This window comes from Paenibacillus lacisediminis (genome assembly GCF_046567315.2).
Map to the genome: position 1 here is coordinate 116,688 of NZ_JBKIAX020000016.1, position 16,801 is coordinate 133,488.

Here is a 16,801-nt window from a genome sequence, read left to right on the forward strand (position 1 = left end):
CGTACTTTATAATGCTATATTTGTATAGTATAATGAACGAAAGGGGGTGTTACTTCTTGAATGCTATACACATCAGGATAGGAAACAACCTGCAACGTATTAGAAAACATAGGCAGTTAAGCTTAGATAATCTTGCTGATTTAACAAAGGTTAGTAAAGGTATGCTTCATCAAATTGAGCGAGGAGAAACGCAGCCCTCAGTGACAACCGTGTGGAAAATTGCTACGGGACTCAATATTTCGTTTTCATCTCTACTTAAAGAGGATGAGGCAGTAGTATCCATTGCAACTCGAAAAGAAATTCCAGATTTAACAGAAGACAATGGAAATTGTAGAGTATACTTACTGTTTCCGTTTGACCCCCAAACACGTATTGAAACGTTTACGATTATTCTTAGTCCTACTTGTAACTATGTTTCACTCCCACACAATGATGGGGTTCAAGAGTACATCACCGTTATCTCTGGAGTGTTTAATCTACAGATTAAGGATGAAATATACGCCTTACAAGAAGGACAGGCTATAAGATTTGCAGGCAATGTTGAACACCGTTATATAAATAAATCGGACGAAGATGTGACGATACAGGTTGTTATGTATTATGGGGAATCTTAATTGCATGTGATCATTAAGGAGGGATACACGTTGACAAGTCAACTTAAAGATAGTGCACAACAGGTTCAAAACAAACTAATAGAGTTGGGATATGCAAATAAAGTTATAGAACTACCTGACAGTACACGAACTGCACAGGAAGCTGCCGATACGATAGGTTGCGAGGTTGCACATATAGCTAAGTCAATTATCTTTCGACTCAAAAATAACGATAAACCCTTATTGGTTATAGCCAGTGGAGTAAATCGAATTAATGAAAAACAAATTAACACCCATCTGAATGACAATTTAGGAAAAGCTGACGCTGATTTTGTACGTGAACACACAGGATTTGTTATTGGAGGCGTACCACCTTTAGGACATATAGAGTCAATCATCACTCTTATTGATGAAGACTTGTTACAATTTAGAGAGATATGGGCTGCTGCCGGACATCCAAGAGCAGTGTTTCAATTAACACCCGAAGAATTAGTGCAAATGACAAAAGGACGAGTAATCTGTGTAAAATAAATTTGTGTTAACTGGCCAGACCGAGAGAGAAATATGGACATCACTTCAACGCTAGTAGAAGGCTCCTGAAATGACACAGTAGCTTTTCAATCCACACTTCCAGCGAAAAGGGATTGGATAAAACCACCTTCGGAATAATGAACGAAGGTGGTTTTTCACATTCTGTATCTTTTCGGGTCATCATAAAATCATTCTTCATACGATGATGAGTAAGACGTTGACTCCATTTCCGTAAAAAGACCAAGGAGGGAGCCAAATTGAAGTGGAATGATTGTAGGGGGGAATACACGGCGTACATTAGCCTAGGTTCAACGTGTCAAACCGCCTATCAGCTAAAAAGACTGGGTTTACGGAAATTTTCAGGCCCGTTAGATTGGTTTATCTCGTTTAGGGCTCACGAGGTGGCTCGTTTGCTCCGAAATCGCTTTGACGGATTTATGGAATTAGACCAACTCCGACTTTCCGGTATGGATTTGAATTGTTACGTCGTTACAGATGACAGGTATGACATCGTTTCTTATCACGATTTTCCGTTAAGCTTGTCGATTTACCGATGGACGGATGCTTACCCTGCATTTAAACGTAAGATTGATCGGCGTATAAACAGATTTTTAACAGCAGCAAAGAGCAAGCCAATCTGCTTGGTTAGAACCCAAACGTCAAAGCTGGAAGCGGAGAAGCTTTATGCATCACTTCATAAGGTCATGCCCAATAAATTTCGTCTTTTAATTGTGAACAACATGGATTATTTACACGAGTTAGGGCACGAGGATTGGGGATTGCATGGTGTTTGCTCCGTATCGGTACCTAAAGGAATGGATTGGAGAGGATCTAACCAGGCATGGGACCAAATCATGAAAGGATTTAAGCTGAAACCTTAAAAAGGGAAACAGTGACTTTCACACATAGTCCCTGGTGCATTATACTATCGGAGGAGACGATAGTTAAATCACCGACAATCAGGCTGCCGATTACTTCTGCGGCCTTCCATGCATGTTATGGAGGTTTGGTCATTGTTTTGGATCGGGTAAAAGATTGGCAACTATGCGCCGCGGCGTGTTTTTCGCCGTTATGACCGTTAAGCTGAACCGTATCATAAATAAGGGCAAGTTTTAAATATGCTCCCCTTTAAGTAGACAGGATTAATAAATAAACCGGCTACTTGCAGAGGAGCATATCAGTTACCGTGGATGTCGAAGTCCTTTCGTATCCTTTAAAATGGTTTCACCACATCATCTGAATCAGTGGAGTAAGCCAGCTCTTTCTGTGCTTCCAGAGCGGCCAGTCTGTCCAGCAGGGCTGCCCGGATTTGCTCATAGGCGTCACTGCCCAACGCCATACGTATCGGACCCTCTCCCTGGTCAACACGATGGATAATCTGCTGCGCCATTTTATCCGGGTCGCCGACAACCATTTGATTGATCAGGCAGAAGCTATACTCATACTTTTCTATCAAATGTAAGCGTTTGATTTTATGATACACTTGGTAGTTTTTACAGCTACGGTAACCAGATTGCCATCAGAATTTAAGATCCTGGATGCAAAGGTATAATGGGATTACCTAATAGGGGCGAACCCTGCGAAAACATATCCGAATAACAAAGTGAAGAACCTTAGCTTTCCCGTTGGCAACATATCCGAAAAGGAACGTTACAATATAACGAAGGAGCTGTCGGCGGCAGCTCCTTTAGCAATTTCGCCGTTAGATCCGTTAGGCTGAACCGTATCACAAGTAGGGCGAAATTTGGAACTGAGAGTCCTTACGGCGCGTGGGTTTTGCAAGAGGAAGAGATGGAATCTTACAAGTGTAGAGGTTCTCTCAGCCAATGGAAAAGCCCAAACCAATTTAGCAATTCCTTATTGTTGACAATAAATAAACGAACATTTATTATTGTTTCATGCGATACAGAGATGATAACAAAGTCGAAGCCATATTCGACGCGACAATACAGCTAATTAACGAGATTGGTTTCTCAGAAACGTCGATATCCAAAATTGCCAAAAGAGCGAGTGTATCGGCAGCGACGATTTATATTTACCATGAGAACAAAGAGGATCTGCTTTACAAGACCTACTTGAAGATTAAAGGTAAGATGAGCGAGAGAATGTTTCAGGGAGTGGATCATACCCAAACAGTTCACGAACGGTTTGAGGCTATCATCCGCAACTATGTTGATTTTATCCAGTCTTTCAAAGAATATTTTTTGTTTCTGGAGCAAATAATGAATTCACCTTTGCCCCAAAAATGGTGCCTAGAGGATACGGTAGGTCAGTTTCAACCGATCTTCGCGATGTTTGATGACGGCATTCGACAGGGGCTGTTGAAGAAGGAGGATATTAACATGCTCGTAGTTTACTCCATCTTGCCAATAGCCGAATTGTTGAAATCACATTTGAAGAACGGGACCATACTGGATAGTAAACAATTAGATTCTGCCATCAAGATGAGCTGGGATGCTATTAAGGCATAAATCCGCGTAACAAAGCTTTTTCAAGCGATACTGTAGTGTCGCTATTCTTTTCACCATAAGTAAATGATTATTCACTTATTAATAAAAGAGATGAAAACAAAAAGAGAGGCAAATAACTATGAAATTTACCGTCTTTGGAGCTAGCGTTTAAAATATAACCTTTCGGAGGAATAACACATGAGACCAAACTGGAAACCTGACGATCTTCCAAGCTTAGGAGGAAAAACCGCTATAGTAACGGGAGGTAATGGCGGAGTAGGCTATTACACGGCATTAGAGCTGGCGAAGCACGGTGCCAAAGTGATCATTGGAAGCCGTGATTCTAGGCGTGGGGAAGAAGCAATCATAAAGATGAAACAAACGGTACCGGACATTCAAGTATCAGTGGAGCCATTAAACTTGGCCAATCTGAAGTCAGTTCGAAGCTTTGCTGATACGATCCTCGCAAAAGTGACAGGAATAGACATTCTCATTAACAATGCGGGGGTCATGGCAGTTCCTACTCGCGAACTAACAGCAGACGGTTTTGAAATGCACTTCGGAACCAATCATCTTGGACACTTCGCGTTGACAGGTCTGTTATTGCCTTTAATTGAGAAGAACCTCGGTCGTATTGTTACAGTTAGCGCACAGTCAGCTCAAATGGGGGATATAGATTTTTCTGATTTGAAAATGGACAAGAAATACGGGCCAATGGCTGGATACAACCGTTCGAAACTTTCGAACCTGCTGTTTGCCCGAGAATTAAATCGGCGTGCGATGAAGAAAGGTATAACTTCTATAGCAGTACATCCCGGTACAAGTCCTACGGGGATCGGAAGACATGCACCGAAGGGAACCAAAGCATTCGGACTGCTATTGATGAAAATATTCGGAACTTCTCCTGATCAATCAGCTTGGCCATCACTCATTGCGGCGACGGATTCGACAGTCACAGGAGATAATTACGTAGGGCTAGGAATGAATCCGCTAAAGGCTAAGAAACCAAAGCTTGTAAATTTCCCTAAAAAAGCCTTGGACGCGCAGCTTGCGGAAAAGCTATGGCTACTATCCGAAAAGTTAACTGGAGTACATTACGATTTATAAATAAATTGCCAAAGGTGGCTACAAAATGAGCAGCAAGCTTGTCTATTCCACCCGCAGATTGCTTATGAAAGCTTACGGGCTGCGGGCGCTAGCGGCAGCGATTATCACAGCTATTATCAACGTCATTGTGTATTAAGCCCTCGCGATTGCGAAGGCTTTTATTGATTTCATGACCCCTAGGCTCTTTATTAAGTTAGTATTGTTATTTAAAGCATGTATATCATTACTGGAACCAGGCATTACCATGGAATTGTTCCCTTGCGATCTGTGAAGGTTCCCGTAGGTCCGTCTTTACCAATGGTAGCCATTCTAACGATAGCATCTGTTCCTTCCTGGACAGTCTGATGTCCTTGTCCAGAGAGGTCTGTTTTCGTGGGACCAGGGTCTACGGCATTGACCTTCATATCAGTCAAGCCTTTCGCATATTGCACTGTGAGCATCGTTACAGCTGACTTGGATGAAGTATACGAAAGAGCGTTAATTTTCGATTCCAATGTGTCTGGGTTGGTAACCATACCGAAGGATCCTAAACCGCTACTTACATTGACGATAACGGGAGATTCCGAATGGCGTAGCAAGGGAATAAAAGCATGGGTAACACGGACGATTCCAAAGACGTTGGTCTCATAAGTCTGGCGGATATCATCAACGGTGATATCTTCAGGTTTTTTGTATGCTCCGGTGATTCCCGCATTATTGATAAGAACGTCAATGCGCCCCTCCTTTTGCATGATTTCGGTTGCGGCTGCATTCACAGAATTGGTGTCCGTCACATCGAGAAGAACATAACGAGCACCAAGTTCTTCGGCTGCTTTCTTTCCGCGCTCTGCATCCCGGGAGCCGATATATACGGTCTGTCCCAGTTCAATAAGGCGTCGTGCGGTCTCAAAACCAAGTCCCTTATTACCACCGGTTATTAATGTAATGGTCATTTTAAATATCTCCTTTGCTTTTTTCATAATGTAAGAATACTCTTACATAGTAACAGATTAAATGTAAGACGTCTATTACATTTGAGTGTGGTAATAGTGTACAATCATATTAAAGGAAGTGATAACATGACCAATAATGAACGGAGTTACCATCACGGCGACCTCAGGGAAACACTAATTCGAACTTCATTGGAATTGATCTCGGAAGCTGGACTTACCAATTTCTCTGTTGCCAGGGTAGCAAAACGAGCAGGTGTGTCCTCAGGTGCTCCCTATCGTCATTTTCCAGATCGGGAGAGTCTTCTTCTCGCTACAGGGATTGCGTTCCTAACCGGGCTTACATTGAACATGCGAACAGCAGCGAATAAGGCTGGTTATGATCCGGTTGACCGTCTGGCTTCGACAGCGGGTGCCTATGTTCTTTATACAATTGATCAATTTGTAGGTGTTGAATTATTTATTGCATTGCAAGGGGCTCAATTCACAGAATTTCATGAACGGAAACGTGAAATGATTGATTTTCTATTTTCCTTAGTACAAGAAATTGAACCACATGCGACATGGAGCCAAATCGTTGAGTTATTAGAAGCGCATCTAGCTGTTAGCCAGGGCTTTTCTGATATGTATCACCAAGGCATGTTTTCCCACATGAAACTTACAAATAAAGAAATTGCAACGAGGGCGACAGTTGCTGCTCGACATCTAATAAAGGGTTGGGAAATGAGGTAAAGCTGAAGATTCTTCTTGCTTTCGGTGTAGTTCCAACTTTTCCTTAGCTTTTGTGTTGTTGGGTAAGCGGGGGAGAGTGGTTGGTTAGCGTATAGCTTTGAGATAAAAGAAGAAAGAGGAGTTTTAAATGATCTACAAATTTACAGAAGTGCTGAATGATCTGATAGATTATTTCATTCTCGGGGATATTTTGCTGCTGGAGAGCTGGAAACAGTCCAATCATCTTTCAGACAACCTAGCAATGGAGTTTACAACAAACGAAAGCGGCGATCATGTTGTGCTTGATGGGATCGTACTTCCAATGGCAGGGATTGAAAACTATCCCTATACAATCATATTTAATCTTTCCGGCGATACACCGGAATTGTTAAAATCAGATAGCCATTTACAATTTAGACGTGGTGGCTATTCGCTTAAAGTTGAAAACAACATACTGATGTTGTTTACGTGGCGAATACTGGAACAATTCACTAATGAAAGAGTCAGCGCTTTACTTAATCAGTACCGGCAATCCCAAAAACCGATGATTGAAATTGAAAACGGCTGGTACAGCATAGAAGTATTGGGTGGGGAAACGTTGCAGGATTCATATTATGAACCTACATTTGAGTTTGTTTTGCGAAAGACAGAAAAGAAGGGGCCAGCGGAATTTGACATCAATTCAGATTTTAAGATTGACAGCTCCACCTACTAAAATAGAGGTTTGAGCAGCCCTTGCACTTTCTATAGCACCGTATTCCTGCATCAAGGGCAATTATTGGGCAGTTGATTTAGCTCAAGTCGCTGTCCTAACATAGGGAGGATGCCTCGTCTTCTTCACCGTTGCAACAAACGCATCCATACGTTTAAATGCGTTTGATTGCAATAAGCTCTATTTCAATCTTGGCGTCTCTTGGCAGTCTAGACACTTCTACGGTTGTTCTGGCAGGGTAATGATCGCTGAAATATAGGCTGTACACTTCGTTCATCTGCTGAAATTGCTCTATAAAAAGGCCCGAGGGACAATGCCGCGGGCCTCTCTAATTAGGCAAGCGATATCATTAAAATCCGCTCTTGAGCGGCGTCTTTATTTCGCAGGTGCGTACGATTCATCCAAGAAACCGCGGATGGCTTGAAAAGCCTGAAGTCTGTTTTTCTCCAGCAATACCATGTGCGTCCCTTCACCGATTTCCACCCAGCGGCGATAGGCGGCTCCTGTCAGGGAAGTGAAGAAGTTCTGGGCCAATTCAAGAGGGACATCGATATCCCACTCGGCATGGATCAGAAGGACGGGAACCGTGATATCCTTAGGATCATAGAAAGCTTTTCCAGCCGTCCAGTATTCGCGGATATCCAGGATAGGGCCGTTGGTCGCCCGGATATGCTCAGAATGATCGGTTAAACTCCCCGGGTCCGAAGCAAGAGTGGCTTTGACCCATTGTTCAAACCAACCGTCCGGAATCAGATCATCGCGTTTATGCTCTGGCGCCGCGCTGAGCCAGCGTTCCTTCGTGCTGCCGGCAGCAACAAGGCGATACGAACCGAGCGGGCCTCCGGTATCGATCGGAACCGGTTTGGAGCTCAGCCATTGCGGCGCGACAAGCGTAAGCTTGTTCACTTTCTCGTTGTTTTGGCTGGTATAAGCTCCCGCAACCGTTCCCCCCCAAGACATTCCCAGTATGTTGACCTTCGTTAAATTCCGGCGTTTCAGAACGTAGTCCACAGCTGTACCCAAATCTCGGACCCCTGTCTCCGTGCGGACAAGCGGCGGATTAAGGTCGGCAGGCTGCTCCATTTCAGGTGGTCTTGTCGAGCCGCCGTAGCCGCGAACATCCACGGCGTACACGTCATAGCCATGGCTGGCAAGGTAGTCCAGAAAAGTGAAGCCGTCCAGTTCCACGTCATACAGACTGCCAATTGAATAGGTAGCGCCATGAACCATCACGATTGTTTTTTCGTTAGAAAAGGTAGTCATGGAAGCGGGACGTTTATTTCGCACATAAAGCTCGATTCCGGGCGTATCGCTCGGGATACGCAGGTCTTCGGTCACGATAGGGTTATCTTCAAGAAAATCATGGGTTGTCATAAGCTCAGCGCCTTTCGTATTGGATTTTGTTGTCAGATGGTATTAAGTAAAGTTCCACTTATACTTGCCCCCGCTGCGAGTCACGTACCCCGCCGCGCTTCCGGGGAAATGCGTACTGAAATAAATGACCGGGCGATCCGCTATGAGCTCCAGCACCCGGAGCCGAGAAATACGCGCTTGATCGGAAAATTCGCAGTACATGGAATTCCATTCCGGATTATAGACCTGAAACGGATGATGCATCACATCGGCGCCGAATAAAGCTTCTTCTCCGCCAGATTTGAGACGGATGGACATTTGGCCGATGCTGTGGCCGGGTGTCGGAATGAATGTGAATAGATCAAGGAATTCACCGCCCTCAGGGGCAATGGTTTGCGTTAAGCCAGCTTCAACAACAGGCAATACACTTTCTTCGTAAACGTTAAAGTTTACTTCGTTTGCTTTGTTGTGACTGGCTTCGCTGGAGTAATATTGCTGTTCTGCGAGGGGAAATACGTATTTGGCATTGGGGAAGGTCGGTACCCATTTTCCATCCACAAGCTTTGTATTCCAGCCGACATGGTCCACATGCAGATGCGTCAGCAGCACGTAGTCCACTTCCTCCGGCGAAACCCCTGCCTCCTTCAGCCGCTCAAGATAGGGGAGCTGGAGATTGGCGAGATCGGGATTTAAAGGCAGGTTTTTATCGTTTCCTGTAGCCGTATCGATAAGGATCGTATGCTTCGGGGTTTTCACTACCCACGTTCCAATGCTGACGATAAGCTGAGAATGGCTATCGATCAGGCCAGCCGGAAGAGAGTTCCGATTCTCCTCCAGGAAAAGAGGGTTCCACGATCCCGGAAAATATACTTCTGGCGGAATACCCTCAAGCATCATCTCCGTGACACGCGTCACGGTAACATCCCCGACTCGATAGACTTTGGGAATTTTAGCGGTCATTCTTTTAACTCCTTTCGTCCTGCTGGCATATCTCTTTGAGCCGAATAACAAAGGTGCATCAATGTGACTCGTTCCTTATTATTCATGAGAATTTCGCTGTAAATGAAAATGATTCTATTGAAATGAGCGATGCTCAGATACCCGGGTAAGATTCGTTCGCCAACCTTGATTAAATCGTAGTCCAATAATGGCGCTAAATCAACGTTTTTACACCGTAATTCCGCTCTAGTGAAAGGGCTTGATATTGCTCATGTTTACGCCTAATATAAAACTATAAATTTCGCCAACAGCGAAACTTGATCGAAAATTTAGGGGGCTTGCATATGAATTCGATCGGCGAAGCCATTCGAAGCACGCGAAAAAAACAGAAATTAACGCTCAAGAAGGTAGCTCAAGCAGCCTCTGTATCCTTATCTTTTCTTAGTGAAATTGAACGCGATAAGGCGAATCCGTCCATCAGTGTTCTGAAGCGCATAGCGAATGCACTAAACGTGAATTTTACCGATTTGTTCGGCGAGGAGAAACGAAGCATTGTCGTTAGAAAAAACGAACGCAAACCTTTGGTGCATTCCGAAGGTTCCCGTATTACCTGGTACGCGCTCAGTCAAGGAAGCAGTAACCGAATGGGGCCGATATGGGGAGTGTTGGAAGAAGGAGCAGCTTACGGCAACATCGGTGTCGGGCATAGCGAAGGCGAGGAATTTCTATTTGTCCATTCCGGACGTTTGGAGTTTATGCTAGGCAATGAACGTTACACACTCGAAGAAGGGGACAGCATCTATTATGATGCCAGAATCCCCCATAGTTATAAGAATATTTGGGAAGGCGAAACGCTGCTAATAGCAGTTGCTTCTCCGCCTACTTTTTGACGGCACGGAGGTACATCCATACCCGGCAGCATAACAGCCTAAGAATACACTCAGCAAAATGTTGAATAAGTTTATAAAGGGGCATGCGCTATGTCTTTAAATAATCAAGAGCTTCACAAGGAATCGATTAAGTACCTCACAACTGCGCCAATTCGCGAAAATGATCCTAGGTTTATGAGCGCATTAGATGATGTAGTCTATGAGTTTTTAACAAAAGATGAGGCAGACTTAATAGAAATCTTGTATTTTAAATCTAAGAATGCCGCATGGCGAAATAAAATTCTGAGAGGTCTCATCCAATGCAAAGAATTAGAGTTGAAAGATTTTTTTCAGAAAGCTTATAAAAAAGAACGATATCTAGATATGAGACTACTCAGGATCCATGGACTGGCCCAATATGCTACCGAACAAGAGATCGACAAGATCATCAATCATTTCTTAAAGCTCTTAATAAAAAGAGCAGAGACAACTCCTTATAACTACTATGAATATGAGTTTCTAAGGTCTGCTTTCGGGTTTCCTCTTCTAATTAAAAAATACGGGTATTCCTGTTTTGAAAAGGTATATCAACAAGTCGAGAAACAATATCAGGATATGCCGGAAGCATTTAAGGGGCATTTGACCTTTGATGAAGATGGGAAGCAAGTTTCGTTGAGAACTCCGATGAAAATAAAGCAAATGGTAGATCGTTTTTATGAATCACGAAATCTTCGATAAGCTGAGTCCAAGAAGTTGAAAAGCAGCGACGACTATAACAATGATGAGGTTTGTTGAAAGGAGAATAGAGATGACCGTAAAGTTTACCTTGAATTATACGGATGGAGATTTCATTGAAAACGTAGAAGTTCCAATTTATGAATTGTATGGCAAAGGCACCTCTTTTCAACTGTACCATTTAAATCGCAACCCTGCTCTTACTGAACACAAAGAATTGATGGTTATCGATGAATCAGGGATTGCACCGGAGAGTATGTTTAAAAGCGTTGCAGAATTTTGCGAAAAAATTATTCCTTATTTGTTGAGTAGGAAAAAGGAGTCTTTATTTTTATTTGGGGAGTACTATGATGCGGAGAAAGGTAAGATGATAGACATTGATGATATTGAACTCCCCTGTTTCATAGGCGGGACAGCCGCCTCACAGGAAGAAGGGTTGTAGAAGTTCGTTCCAGACCGGAAGTAATTTGTTTATTTGGTTCATCTGTTTTTCTTCGGATACTAAAAAACCGTTTCGCGGTAATTTCCGCGAACGGTTCCGTAGCCCGAAAAGGCGGATTATAGTGCTTAATGCATCGGCTTTTCCCATTCACCTTTGATTACGATTCCTGTCTCTTTCGCCGCTGCTTCAAGATCATGGATTTCCTGTGCTGTCAGCGTGATTTCAGCGGCTCTTACAGCATCAGCAATTTGGGAAGTTCTCGTAACGCCGATGATCGGAACGGTTCCTTTCGCAATGGCCCAAGCGATTGCAACTTGTGCAGAAGTCGCATTGTGCTTATTGCCGATTTCCTTCATAACATGGATTAAGCCTTCCAGTTTCGCAAGCACGTCTTCATCAAACGCCTCTCCTCTTCTGGTGCCGCTTGGGAGAGGATTTTTCGCATTGTATTTGTCGGTTAATGCGCCTTGTTCCAACACCATATAGGAGAAAAACACAATGTTGTTTTCGTTGCAGTAGTCAATAATTCCGGCTTCTTCGGACGAACGGTACAGTAAGCTGTAATGATTTTGTACAGCAGAGATTTTCAGCCCTTCTTCAGCCAGAATACTTTGCGCTAGTTTGATTTCCTCCAGATTGTGGTTGGAGACGCCTGCATATTTTACTTTTCCGCTTTTCATGGGCGGAATCAGCTCTGGAGTCCATCTTTTTACATCAAGAGGGTTATGGATCCAATATATATCCGTCCGGTCTGCGCCGAGCCGGTTCAGGCTACTGTTCAAGCGGTCTTCAACAGGCCCGCCAAGTTGCGGAGTGAATTTCGTTGAGAGCAGCACATCGTCGCGGCCTTTTGTAAACTCGCCCAGAATGCTTTCGGAGGCTCCCATTCCGTACACAGTCGCAGTGTCCCATAAATGGAGTCCGGCTTTCATCGCCGCATCAAAAACCGGTTTTAAGTCTTCCGCGGTAAGATTATTCCCGAAAATAGCATCCCCGCCGCCTTGACCGGTCCCCCATGACCAGGTACCAAGAGCGATCGAAGGAATCATTTCATTTTGCAATTTTACCTTTTTCATTAGTTTCATTCTCTCCTTCATTCTTATTTTAATACTGCTGTGTTTACCGCATGAGATAAGAATATCAAGGAGACGAATGAATTTCTTTGCCTACAAGCTCATTTTATTTGTTTATTTAGCTCATTTTGTTAGGCATCCTCCTTCAACCTGAGCTGCCGTCTAAACTCTGACGGCGGGAGTCCGAATCTTTCCTTGAATACTTTGGAAAAGTGAGCGATATTTTCGAATCCGGTCGAAAAACAGACATCCGTAACAGATAACGCTGTTTCCGCTAACAGTTCCTTGGCTTTATCCAGCCTTCGATTGCGAACCCATTTGAGCGGGGAGGTGTTGTATATTGCTTGAAAATCCCTTTTGAACGTCGCCAGGCTTCTGCCGGACAAATAGGCCAGGTCGTTAAGGGAAACGGGATTCATGAAGTTCTCCTCCATGATCTTTGCGATGCTGCCTCTTTCCTTACTTATGGGTTGCATCATTTGATGCAACAAACGATCATTCGAATCTGCTATGTGAAACAGCAATTCCATCAGCTTCACACGAACCAGTCCTTCTTTGACTTCGTCAGGGTTCTCGAAATAGGGTTTTAACGACTCGATATAGCTTCCAATGCGGTCATTGATCGGAAAGACTGTTATCGGAACAACATCATTCACGAGATAAATTGGATTTAAACCGGCGAATTTGAGGAATTCATCTACTATCTTCTCATTCAGGAAAAACATCATATAGTCGAGGATATAATCGGAATCGGGTTCACCCGTTTTCTCGTACTCGACTCCAGCTGATTTATGAATAAACATCATTTCATTGCTCCGCATCGTGTATTCTCGATCACCGAAGCGAATTGTATAGACACCCGACTTGACGATTAGCAGAAGATGATCCTGCAAAAAAAAGGTTCCTTTTCTGCCTTGCGTGTAAAAACAGAATTCGATAACGGACATCCCATCCAGCTTCAAGCTCCCTTTTTTGTCCGGAGACTTTTCCAATTCATGAGGCACCTTGACCATTTTGCTTGATCTCATAGTCATGGACGTCCCCGCCTTACTTGTTCCTGCGATTGCCATAGTTTCCATTTCATAATCATCCTTTCGGTTATACCAGTCTGCGCTTACCTGTAGAATAATTAGAAGCCGTTTTGACGGTACCTGATAACTATGTGCTTTGCCCGATGTTCAAAGGAACCATCCCCTATGTTTCTTGACAAACGTTTCAACACTTATACTATTAGTATAACTGGAACCCGGCGAGAATACTCTGCTGAAAAGCTCAAATGACTTGTTCATTTAGCTCCAAACGAGCAAGTTTTCCTGGATACTGTTTTCGACTATGAAGATGACCGGGGTTTACTGCGAAAAACTGAATCGTGCCTGTTAAGTTCTCGAGTGAAATGTAGGTACTGGGATAACGAAGTTCCAGAAATCAGGTAAAAAGTAGGTAGATTAGGGACAAACGATCTTTATAATGGAAATAAGATCTATATTATCCGGGGCTAATATCAACTAACGGAGGAGACAGCTTAACACTGGTCCGATACAGCGCGCAAGGAATTGCAAAGTTTATCAAAGGAGTGGCGGTAATGTCTTTAAATCAACAGCTTCACAAGGAATCAATGAAGTATCTAACGACTGCCCCCCTTCGTGAAAATAACGCTAAGTTTATCAGCGCAATAAGTGATATAGCCTATGAGTTTTTAACAACAGACGAAGCCGTTTTGATAGAGCAGTTGTATTTTAAATTGAAAAATATCGCACTACGAAACCAAATTCTGTACGGTCTAATCCGGTGCAAGGAATTGGAATTGAAGGATTTTTTTCAGCAAGCCTATAAGAAAGAACGGTACTTGGACATGAAACTGCTCGCGATCCATGGATTGGCCTATTATGCCTCAGAAGAAGAGATCGACAAGGTCATGGATCATTTCCTGAAGATTTTGATCAAAAGGCCGGAGACTACCCCCTATAACTACCAAGAATATGAGTTCTTAAGATCTGCCTTCGGGCTGCCTCGCCTCATTAAAAAATACGGTTATCCCTGTTTTGAACAAGCACTGCAACAAGTCGAGAAACAGTATCATGATATGCCAGAAGCATTTCAAGGGCATTTTACCTTTGATGAAGATGGAAAGGCAGTTCAGTTGAGAAGTCCAAGGGAAACGAAACAAATGATTGAACGCTTTTTTGCCTCACAGTACGATCACTAATCAGCCGGACAAGGCGGGTCTTAGGATTTTGAATAAGGAGTGGTATGATTGATCGTCCTGAAAGATATCGGCAGGTTCCAGGAGCTGCCGGAAATCGCGATGCATATTTACAAAGGAAATATTTCGGCTTTAGATGCTGCAATCGCAGCAGGCTGGGATATTGAGGAGGGCATCGAACTTAGTAAGCATATTGCACTTAGTCCGTTAGATCTGGCGCTCGTATCGCAGCAAATGGAGGTTGTAAAGCTGCTGGTAGAGCACGGTGTCAACCTGAATGTCCATCATAATCCAGCTTTTTTGAGAGCTGTTCGCTATTGCAGGGAGGACATCGTCCGTTACATTGCAGCGCAAGGAGCCGAGATGGACAAACTCAATCAAACGGGGTCAGGCGCCTATTCACAGGCCTACTATGGCAACAAAAAAAATATTCCGCTTATTCATGAGCTGGGATTAGACATCAAGCTGCATGGCGGTGAGGTAATGCGTCAAGCCGTATCGGACCACGACCTGAAGACACTCAAGTATTTGCTCGATCAGGGGGTGGACATCAATTATAATAGGCCGGATATGGTCTATCCTTATGGGGCGACTCCGTTAACGGTGGCTGCTCGTATGGGTAATATGGCCATGGTCAAATTTTTGATTGAACACGGTGCAGACGTTACTCTAGCGGAAAAAGACGGCGAGCGGCCGTATACGATTGCGGTCAGCAATAAGGATACGGTCATGGCTGATTATTTGAAGTCACTGGAACCGGCTGAATTTCATCATGTGGAGAACAAGAAACATGAGCTTAAAAAATATAAATTACCCGACGAGCTGGTCAGCTTTCTTACAGGAGATAAGCTGCGCCTTGAGCTGGCACAAAATGAATATGAAATCGAGTATATCGATTTTTTTACATTGACCGATACGATTGAGATGAAAGTCGGCAGGCAAAAGCTGCTGCGTCTTTCCGCCGATATCGACAATTACTCCGACCTGCAGTTGGTTTGGAACCCCAAGAATAAAGGCCGGATAGGCTGTTATGACGTGGAGCATCAGGCGTATGCGGATTTATGCAGCTTTACAGAGTTCCTCGCGCAGCCTGAATTGCACCTCATGAAGTTTCTTGAGGGGGAGTTGTAAAGTGACTAAGGAGAACCAAACGAATTTTTTAGACCAGAGAGTAGATTGTATTCTTTATTATGCGGAACCGGCCTTATCGAACGAACATCTACATCGGTCAGGCTGGATCGGCGGGAATGCACCCGAATTTTTTGACGATCACGATGAAGAGGGTTCCTCCGACACGTTGCTTCAAGAGGATTGCAATTATCCTTTTGGTTTTGGTTCACTCTATGTTTACGCCAAAATGGGGACGACGGAGGTCGGGCATCCGGTAGCAGGCTTTTGGCAATTCTCTTGAGCGCGATTGGAGGCCTCGAGTACATCTCATTTGACTGGAGTGACTGTTTTGAAGTATGTAAAGGACATACAGGAGCCGGGGATGGGGATCTGGTATTTTGAAATTGACAATGACGGTGTGGCATATAGACAGATGGTTTATCAGGATGACGGCTCTTGTATCACATCAAACCGGAAGCATGATTTCTATCATTTCATGCTGGCAGAACATCCACTGGATGCGCAGGAACCCTATTACAAAGAAATTAGTCAGGCGGAATTCGAGGAACTTTGGCACGAGCAGCTTCAACTCGGCATAGAAGACTGGCATCGAACCCAAAGTCTGTTTCCTGTCGGGGCTCGAGTGGAAGGGTATATAGAAGCTTTTTTTCCACAAGGTACCTTGATTAACTTACTAGTACCTCAGGCCGTAGGGATAGCGGACACATCCGCTTTGAAATCCGAAACCCCTGCTGAATGGATGTACCCACGCTATCGAGTGATCGCCGAAGTATCTGGATATGATGAAGATAATCAGTGGGTACTTCTTACCCGTGCCGAAGTTATGGGAAGTCCGTATGAAGAAGCTGAAGTTTGTGGAAATCAATGAAAGAGATGAGTGATAACCTTGAGATACACTGAATATGTCCGCCTGAAACCAGGTTTAATCAGCTCGTCTCATTGGCAAGACCTCTTTTATAATAACGAAGTAGCTCAAAACCGAGATCGGTGCTTGACAAAATAAATTATGACTTTGGCTCTGAG

20 protein-coding genes and 2 pseudogenes are annotated in these 16,801 nt (G+C 43.8%); 15 read left to right on the forward strand and 7 right to left on the reverse strand.

Going from position 1 to position 16,801, the window contains the following annotated elements; all coding sequences use genetic code 11:
* Positions 1-56: 56 nt before the first annotated feature.
* The 3 genes from ACLD72_RS24945 to ACLD72_RS24955 all read left to right on the forward strand — a co-directional run bounded on the left by ACLD72_RS24945 (position 57) and on the right by ACLD72_RS24955 (position 2,005).
* On the forward strand, positions 57-614 hold the full coding sequence (locus tag ACLD72_RS24945; RefSeq protein ID WP_251594910.1) for a helix-turn-helix domain-containing protein: 558 nt from the start codon (positions 57-59) through the stop codon (positions 612-614).
* 30 nt (positions 615-644) lie between these two features.
* Positions 645-1,124 (forward strand): YbaK/EbsC family protein, encoded by a 480-nt coding sequence (locus ACLD72_RS24950; protein ID WP_023986986.1) that lies wholly within the window; start codon positions 645-647, stop codon positions 1,122-1,124.
* A 257-nt stretch (positions 1,125-1,381) separates the two neighbouring features.
* Positions 1,382-2,005 carry a DUF1796 family putative cysteine peptidase gene (locus ACLD72_RS24955; protein WP_411000735.1) on the forward strand — a complete coding sequence of 208 codons (624 nt, stop codon included), beginning with the start codon at positions 1,382-1,384 and terminating at the stop codon, positions 2,003-2,005.
* Positions 2,006-2,337: 332 nt separating this feature from the next.
* Here the strand turns inward: ACLD72_RS24955 and ACLD72_RS24960 are convergent, their stop codons facing one another.
* Positions 2,338-2,607 carry a hypothetical protein gene (locus ACLD72_RS24960; RefSeq protein ID WP_411000733.1) on the reverse strand — a complete coding sequence of 90 codons (270 nt, stop codon included), beginning with the start codon at positions 2,605-2,607 and terminating at the stop codon, positions 2,338-2,340.
* Between the two features lie 415 nt (positions 2,608-3,022).
* On the opposite strand from ACLD72_RS24960, the pseudogene ACLD72_RS24965 reads away from it, so the two are divergent.
* From ACLD72_RS24965 to ACLD72_RS24975, 3 genes and pseudogenes are all read left to right on the forward strand, one after another.
* Positions 3,023-3,127, forward strand: a pseudogene (locus tag ACLD72_RS24965) (TetR/AcrR family transcriptional regulator); the annotation flags it as partial.
* Positions 3,128-3,199: 72 nt separating this feature from the next.
* Positions 3,200-3,595, forward strand: coding sequence for a hypothetical protein (locus ACLD72_RS24970; protein ID WP_458476210.1), 396 nt, complete (start codon positions 3,200-3,202; stop codon positions 3,593-3,595).
* Between the two features lie 177 nt (positions 3,596-3,772).
* Positions 3,773-4,681 (forward strand): oxidoreductase, encoded by a 909-nt coding sequence (locus tag ACLD72_RS24975; RefSeq protein WP_411000731.1) that lies wholly within the window; start codon positions 3,773-3,775, stop codon positions 4,679-4,681.
* Positions 4,682-4,920: 239 nt separating this feature from the next.
* Here ACLD72_RS24975 and ACLD72_RS24980 read toward each other — a convergent pair whose 3' ends face one another.
* Positions 4,921-5,640, reverse strand: a complete 720-nt coding sequence (locus ACLD72_RS24980) for an SDR family NAD(P)-dependent oxidoreductase (protein WP_411000729.1) — start codon at positions 5,638-5,640, stop codon at positions 4,921-4,923.
* A gap of 99 nt (positions 5,641-5,739) precedes the next feature.
* Between ACLD72_RS24980 and ACLD72_RS24985 the strand changes: the two genes are divergently transcribed.
* Together ACLD72_RS24985 and ACLD72_RS24990 are read left to right on the forward strand one after the other, a co-directional pair.
* The gene (locus ACLD72_RS24985; RefSeq protein ID WP_411000727.1) at positions 5,740-6,342 is read left to right on the forward strand and encodes a TetR/AcrR family transcriptional regulator; all 603 of its coding nucleotides are present in this window, start codon (positions 5,740-5,742) and stop codon (positions 6,340-6,342) included.
* 127 nt (positions 6,343-6,469) lie between these two features.
* Positions 6,470-7,036 carry a hypothetical protein gene (locus ACLD72_RS24990; protein WP_411000725.1) on the forward strand — a complete coding sequence of 189 codons (567 nt, stop codon included), beginning with the start codon at positions 6,470-6,472 and terminating at the stop codon, positions 7,034-7,036.
* Positions 7,037-7,187: 151 nt separating this feature from the next.
* On the opposite strand, the pseudogene ACLD72_RS24995 reads toward ACLD72_RS24990, so the two are convergent.
* From ACLD72_RS24995 to ACLD72_RS25005, 3 genes and pseudogenes are all read right to left on the reverse strand, one after another.
* Positions 7,188-7,319: pseudogene (locus ACLD72_RS24995) on the reverse strand (Rid family hydrolase); the annotation flags it as partial.
* Between the two features lie 89 nt (positions 7,320-7,408).
* Positions 7,409-8,407, reverse strand: coding sequence for an alpha/beta hydrolase (locus ACLD72_RS25000; protein ID WP_411000723.1), 999 nt, complete (start codon positions 8,405-8,407; stop codon positions 7,409-7,411).
* Positions 8,408-8,449: 42 nt separating this feature from the next.
* Positions 8,450-9,346 (reverse strand): MBL fold metallo-hydrolase, encoded by an 897-nt coding sequence (locus ACLD72_RS25005; protein WP_458476201.1) that lies wholly within the window; start codon positions 9,344-9,346, stop codon positions 8,450-8,452.
* A 323-nt stretch (positions 9,347-9,669) separates the two neighbouring features.
* Between ACLD72_RS25005 and ACLD72_RS25010 the strand changes: the two genes are divergently transcribed.
* The 3 genes from ACLD72_RS25010 (at position 9,670) to ACLD72_RS25020 (ending at position 11,371) form a co-directional block, all read left to right on the forward strand.
* Positions 9,670-10,215 carry a helix-turn-helix domain-containing protein gene (locus ACLD72_RS25010; RefSeq protein WP_411000719.1) on the forward strand — a complete coding sequence of 182 codons (546 nt, stop codon included), beginning with the start codon at positions 9,670-9,672 and terminating at the stop codon, positions 10,213-10,215.
* Between the two features lie 90 nt (positions 10,216-10,305).
* A complete protein-coding gene (locus ACLD72_RS25015; protein ID WP_411000717.1) occupies positions 10,306-10,932 on the forward strand; it encodes a hypothetical protein in 627 nt (208 codons plus the stop codon).
* Positions 10,933-11,002: 70 nt separating this feature from the next.
* Positions 11,003-11,371 carry a hypothetical protein gene (locus ACLD72_RS25020; protein WP_411000715.1) on the forward strand — a complete coding sequence of 123 codons (369 nt, stop codon included), beginning with the start codon at positions 11,003-11,005 and terminating at the stop codon, positions 11,369-11,371.
* 125 nt (positions 11,372-11,496) lie between these two features.
* Here ACLD72_RS25020 and ACLD72_RS25025 read toward each other — a convergent pair whose 3' ends face one another.
* Together ACLD72_RS25025 and ACLD72_RS25030 are read right to left on the reverse strand one after the other, a co-directional pair.
* Positions 11,497-12,447, reverse strand: coding sequence for an aldo/keto reductase (locus tag ACLD72_RS25025; RefSeq protein ID WP_411000713.1), 951 nt, complete (start codon positions 12,445-12,447; stop codon positions 11,497-11,499).
* A 128-nt stretch (positions 12,448-12,575) separates the two neighbouring features.
* Entirely contained in the window at positions 12,576-13,523 is a 948-nt protein-coding gene (locus ACLD72_RS25030) for a helix-turn-helix domain-containing protein (RefSeq protein WP_411000711.1), read from the reverse strand.
* Between the two features lie 503 nt (positions 13,524-14,026).
* Between ACLD72_RS25030 and ACLD72_RS25035 the strand changes: the two genes are divergently transcribed.
* From ACLD72_RS25035 to ACLD72_RS25050, 4 genes are read left to right on the forward strand one after another with little or no spacing between them, the layout of a single operon-like run.
* Complete coding sequence (locus ACLD72_RS25035) at positions 14,027-14,650, forward strand: hypothetical protein (protein ID WP_411000709.1); 624 nt, start codon at positions 14,027-14,029, stop codon at positions 14,648-14,650.
* A gap of 48 nt (positions 14,651-14,698) precedes the next feature.
* Entirely contained in the window at positions 14,699-15,778 is a 1,080-nt protein-coding gene (locus ACLD72_RS25040; protein WP_411000707.1) for an ankyrin repeat domain-containing protein, read from the forward strand.
* 1 nt (position 15,779) lies between these two features.
* Entirely contained in the window at positions 15,780-16,058 is a 279-nt protein-coding gene (locus tag ACLD72_RS25045; RefSeq protein ID WP_411000705.1) for a hypothetical protein, read from the forward strand.
* Positions 16,059-16,106: 48 nt separating this feature from the next.
* Positions 16,107-16,646 (forward strand): hypothetical protein, encoded by a 540-nt coding sequence (locus ACLD72_RS25050; protein ID WP_458476202.1) that lies wholly within the window; start codon positions 16,107-16,109, stop codon positions 16,644-16,646.
* Positions 16,647-16,801: the final 155 nt, after the last annotated feature.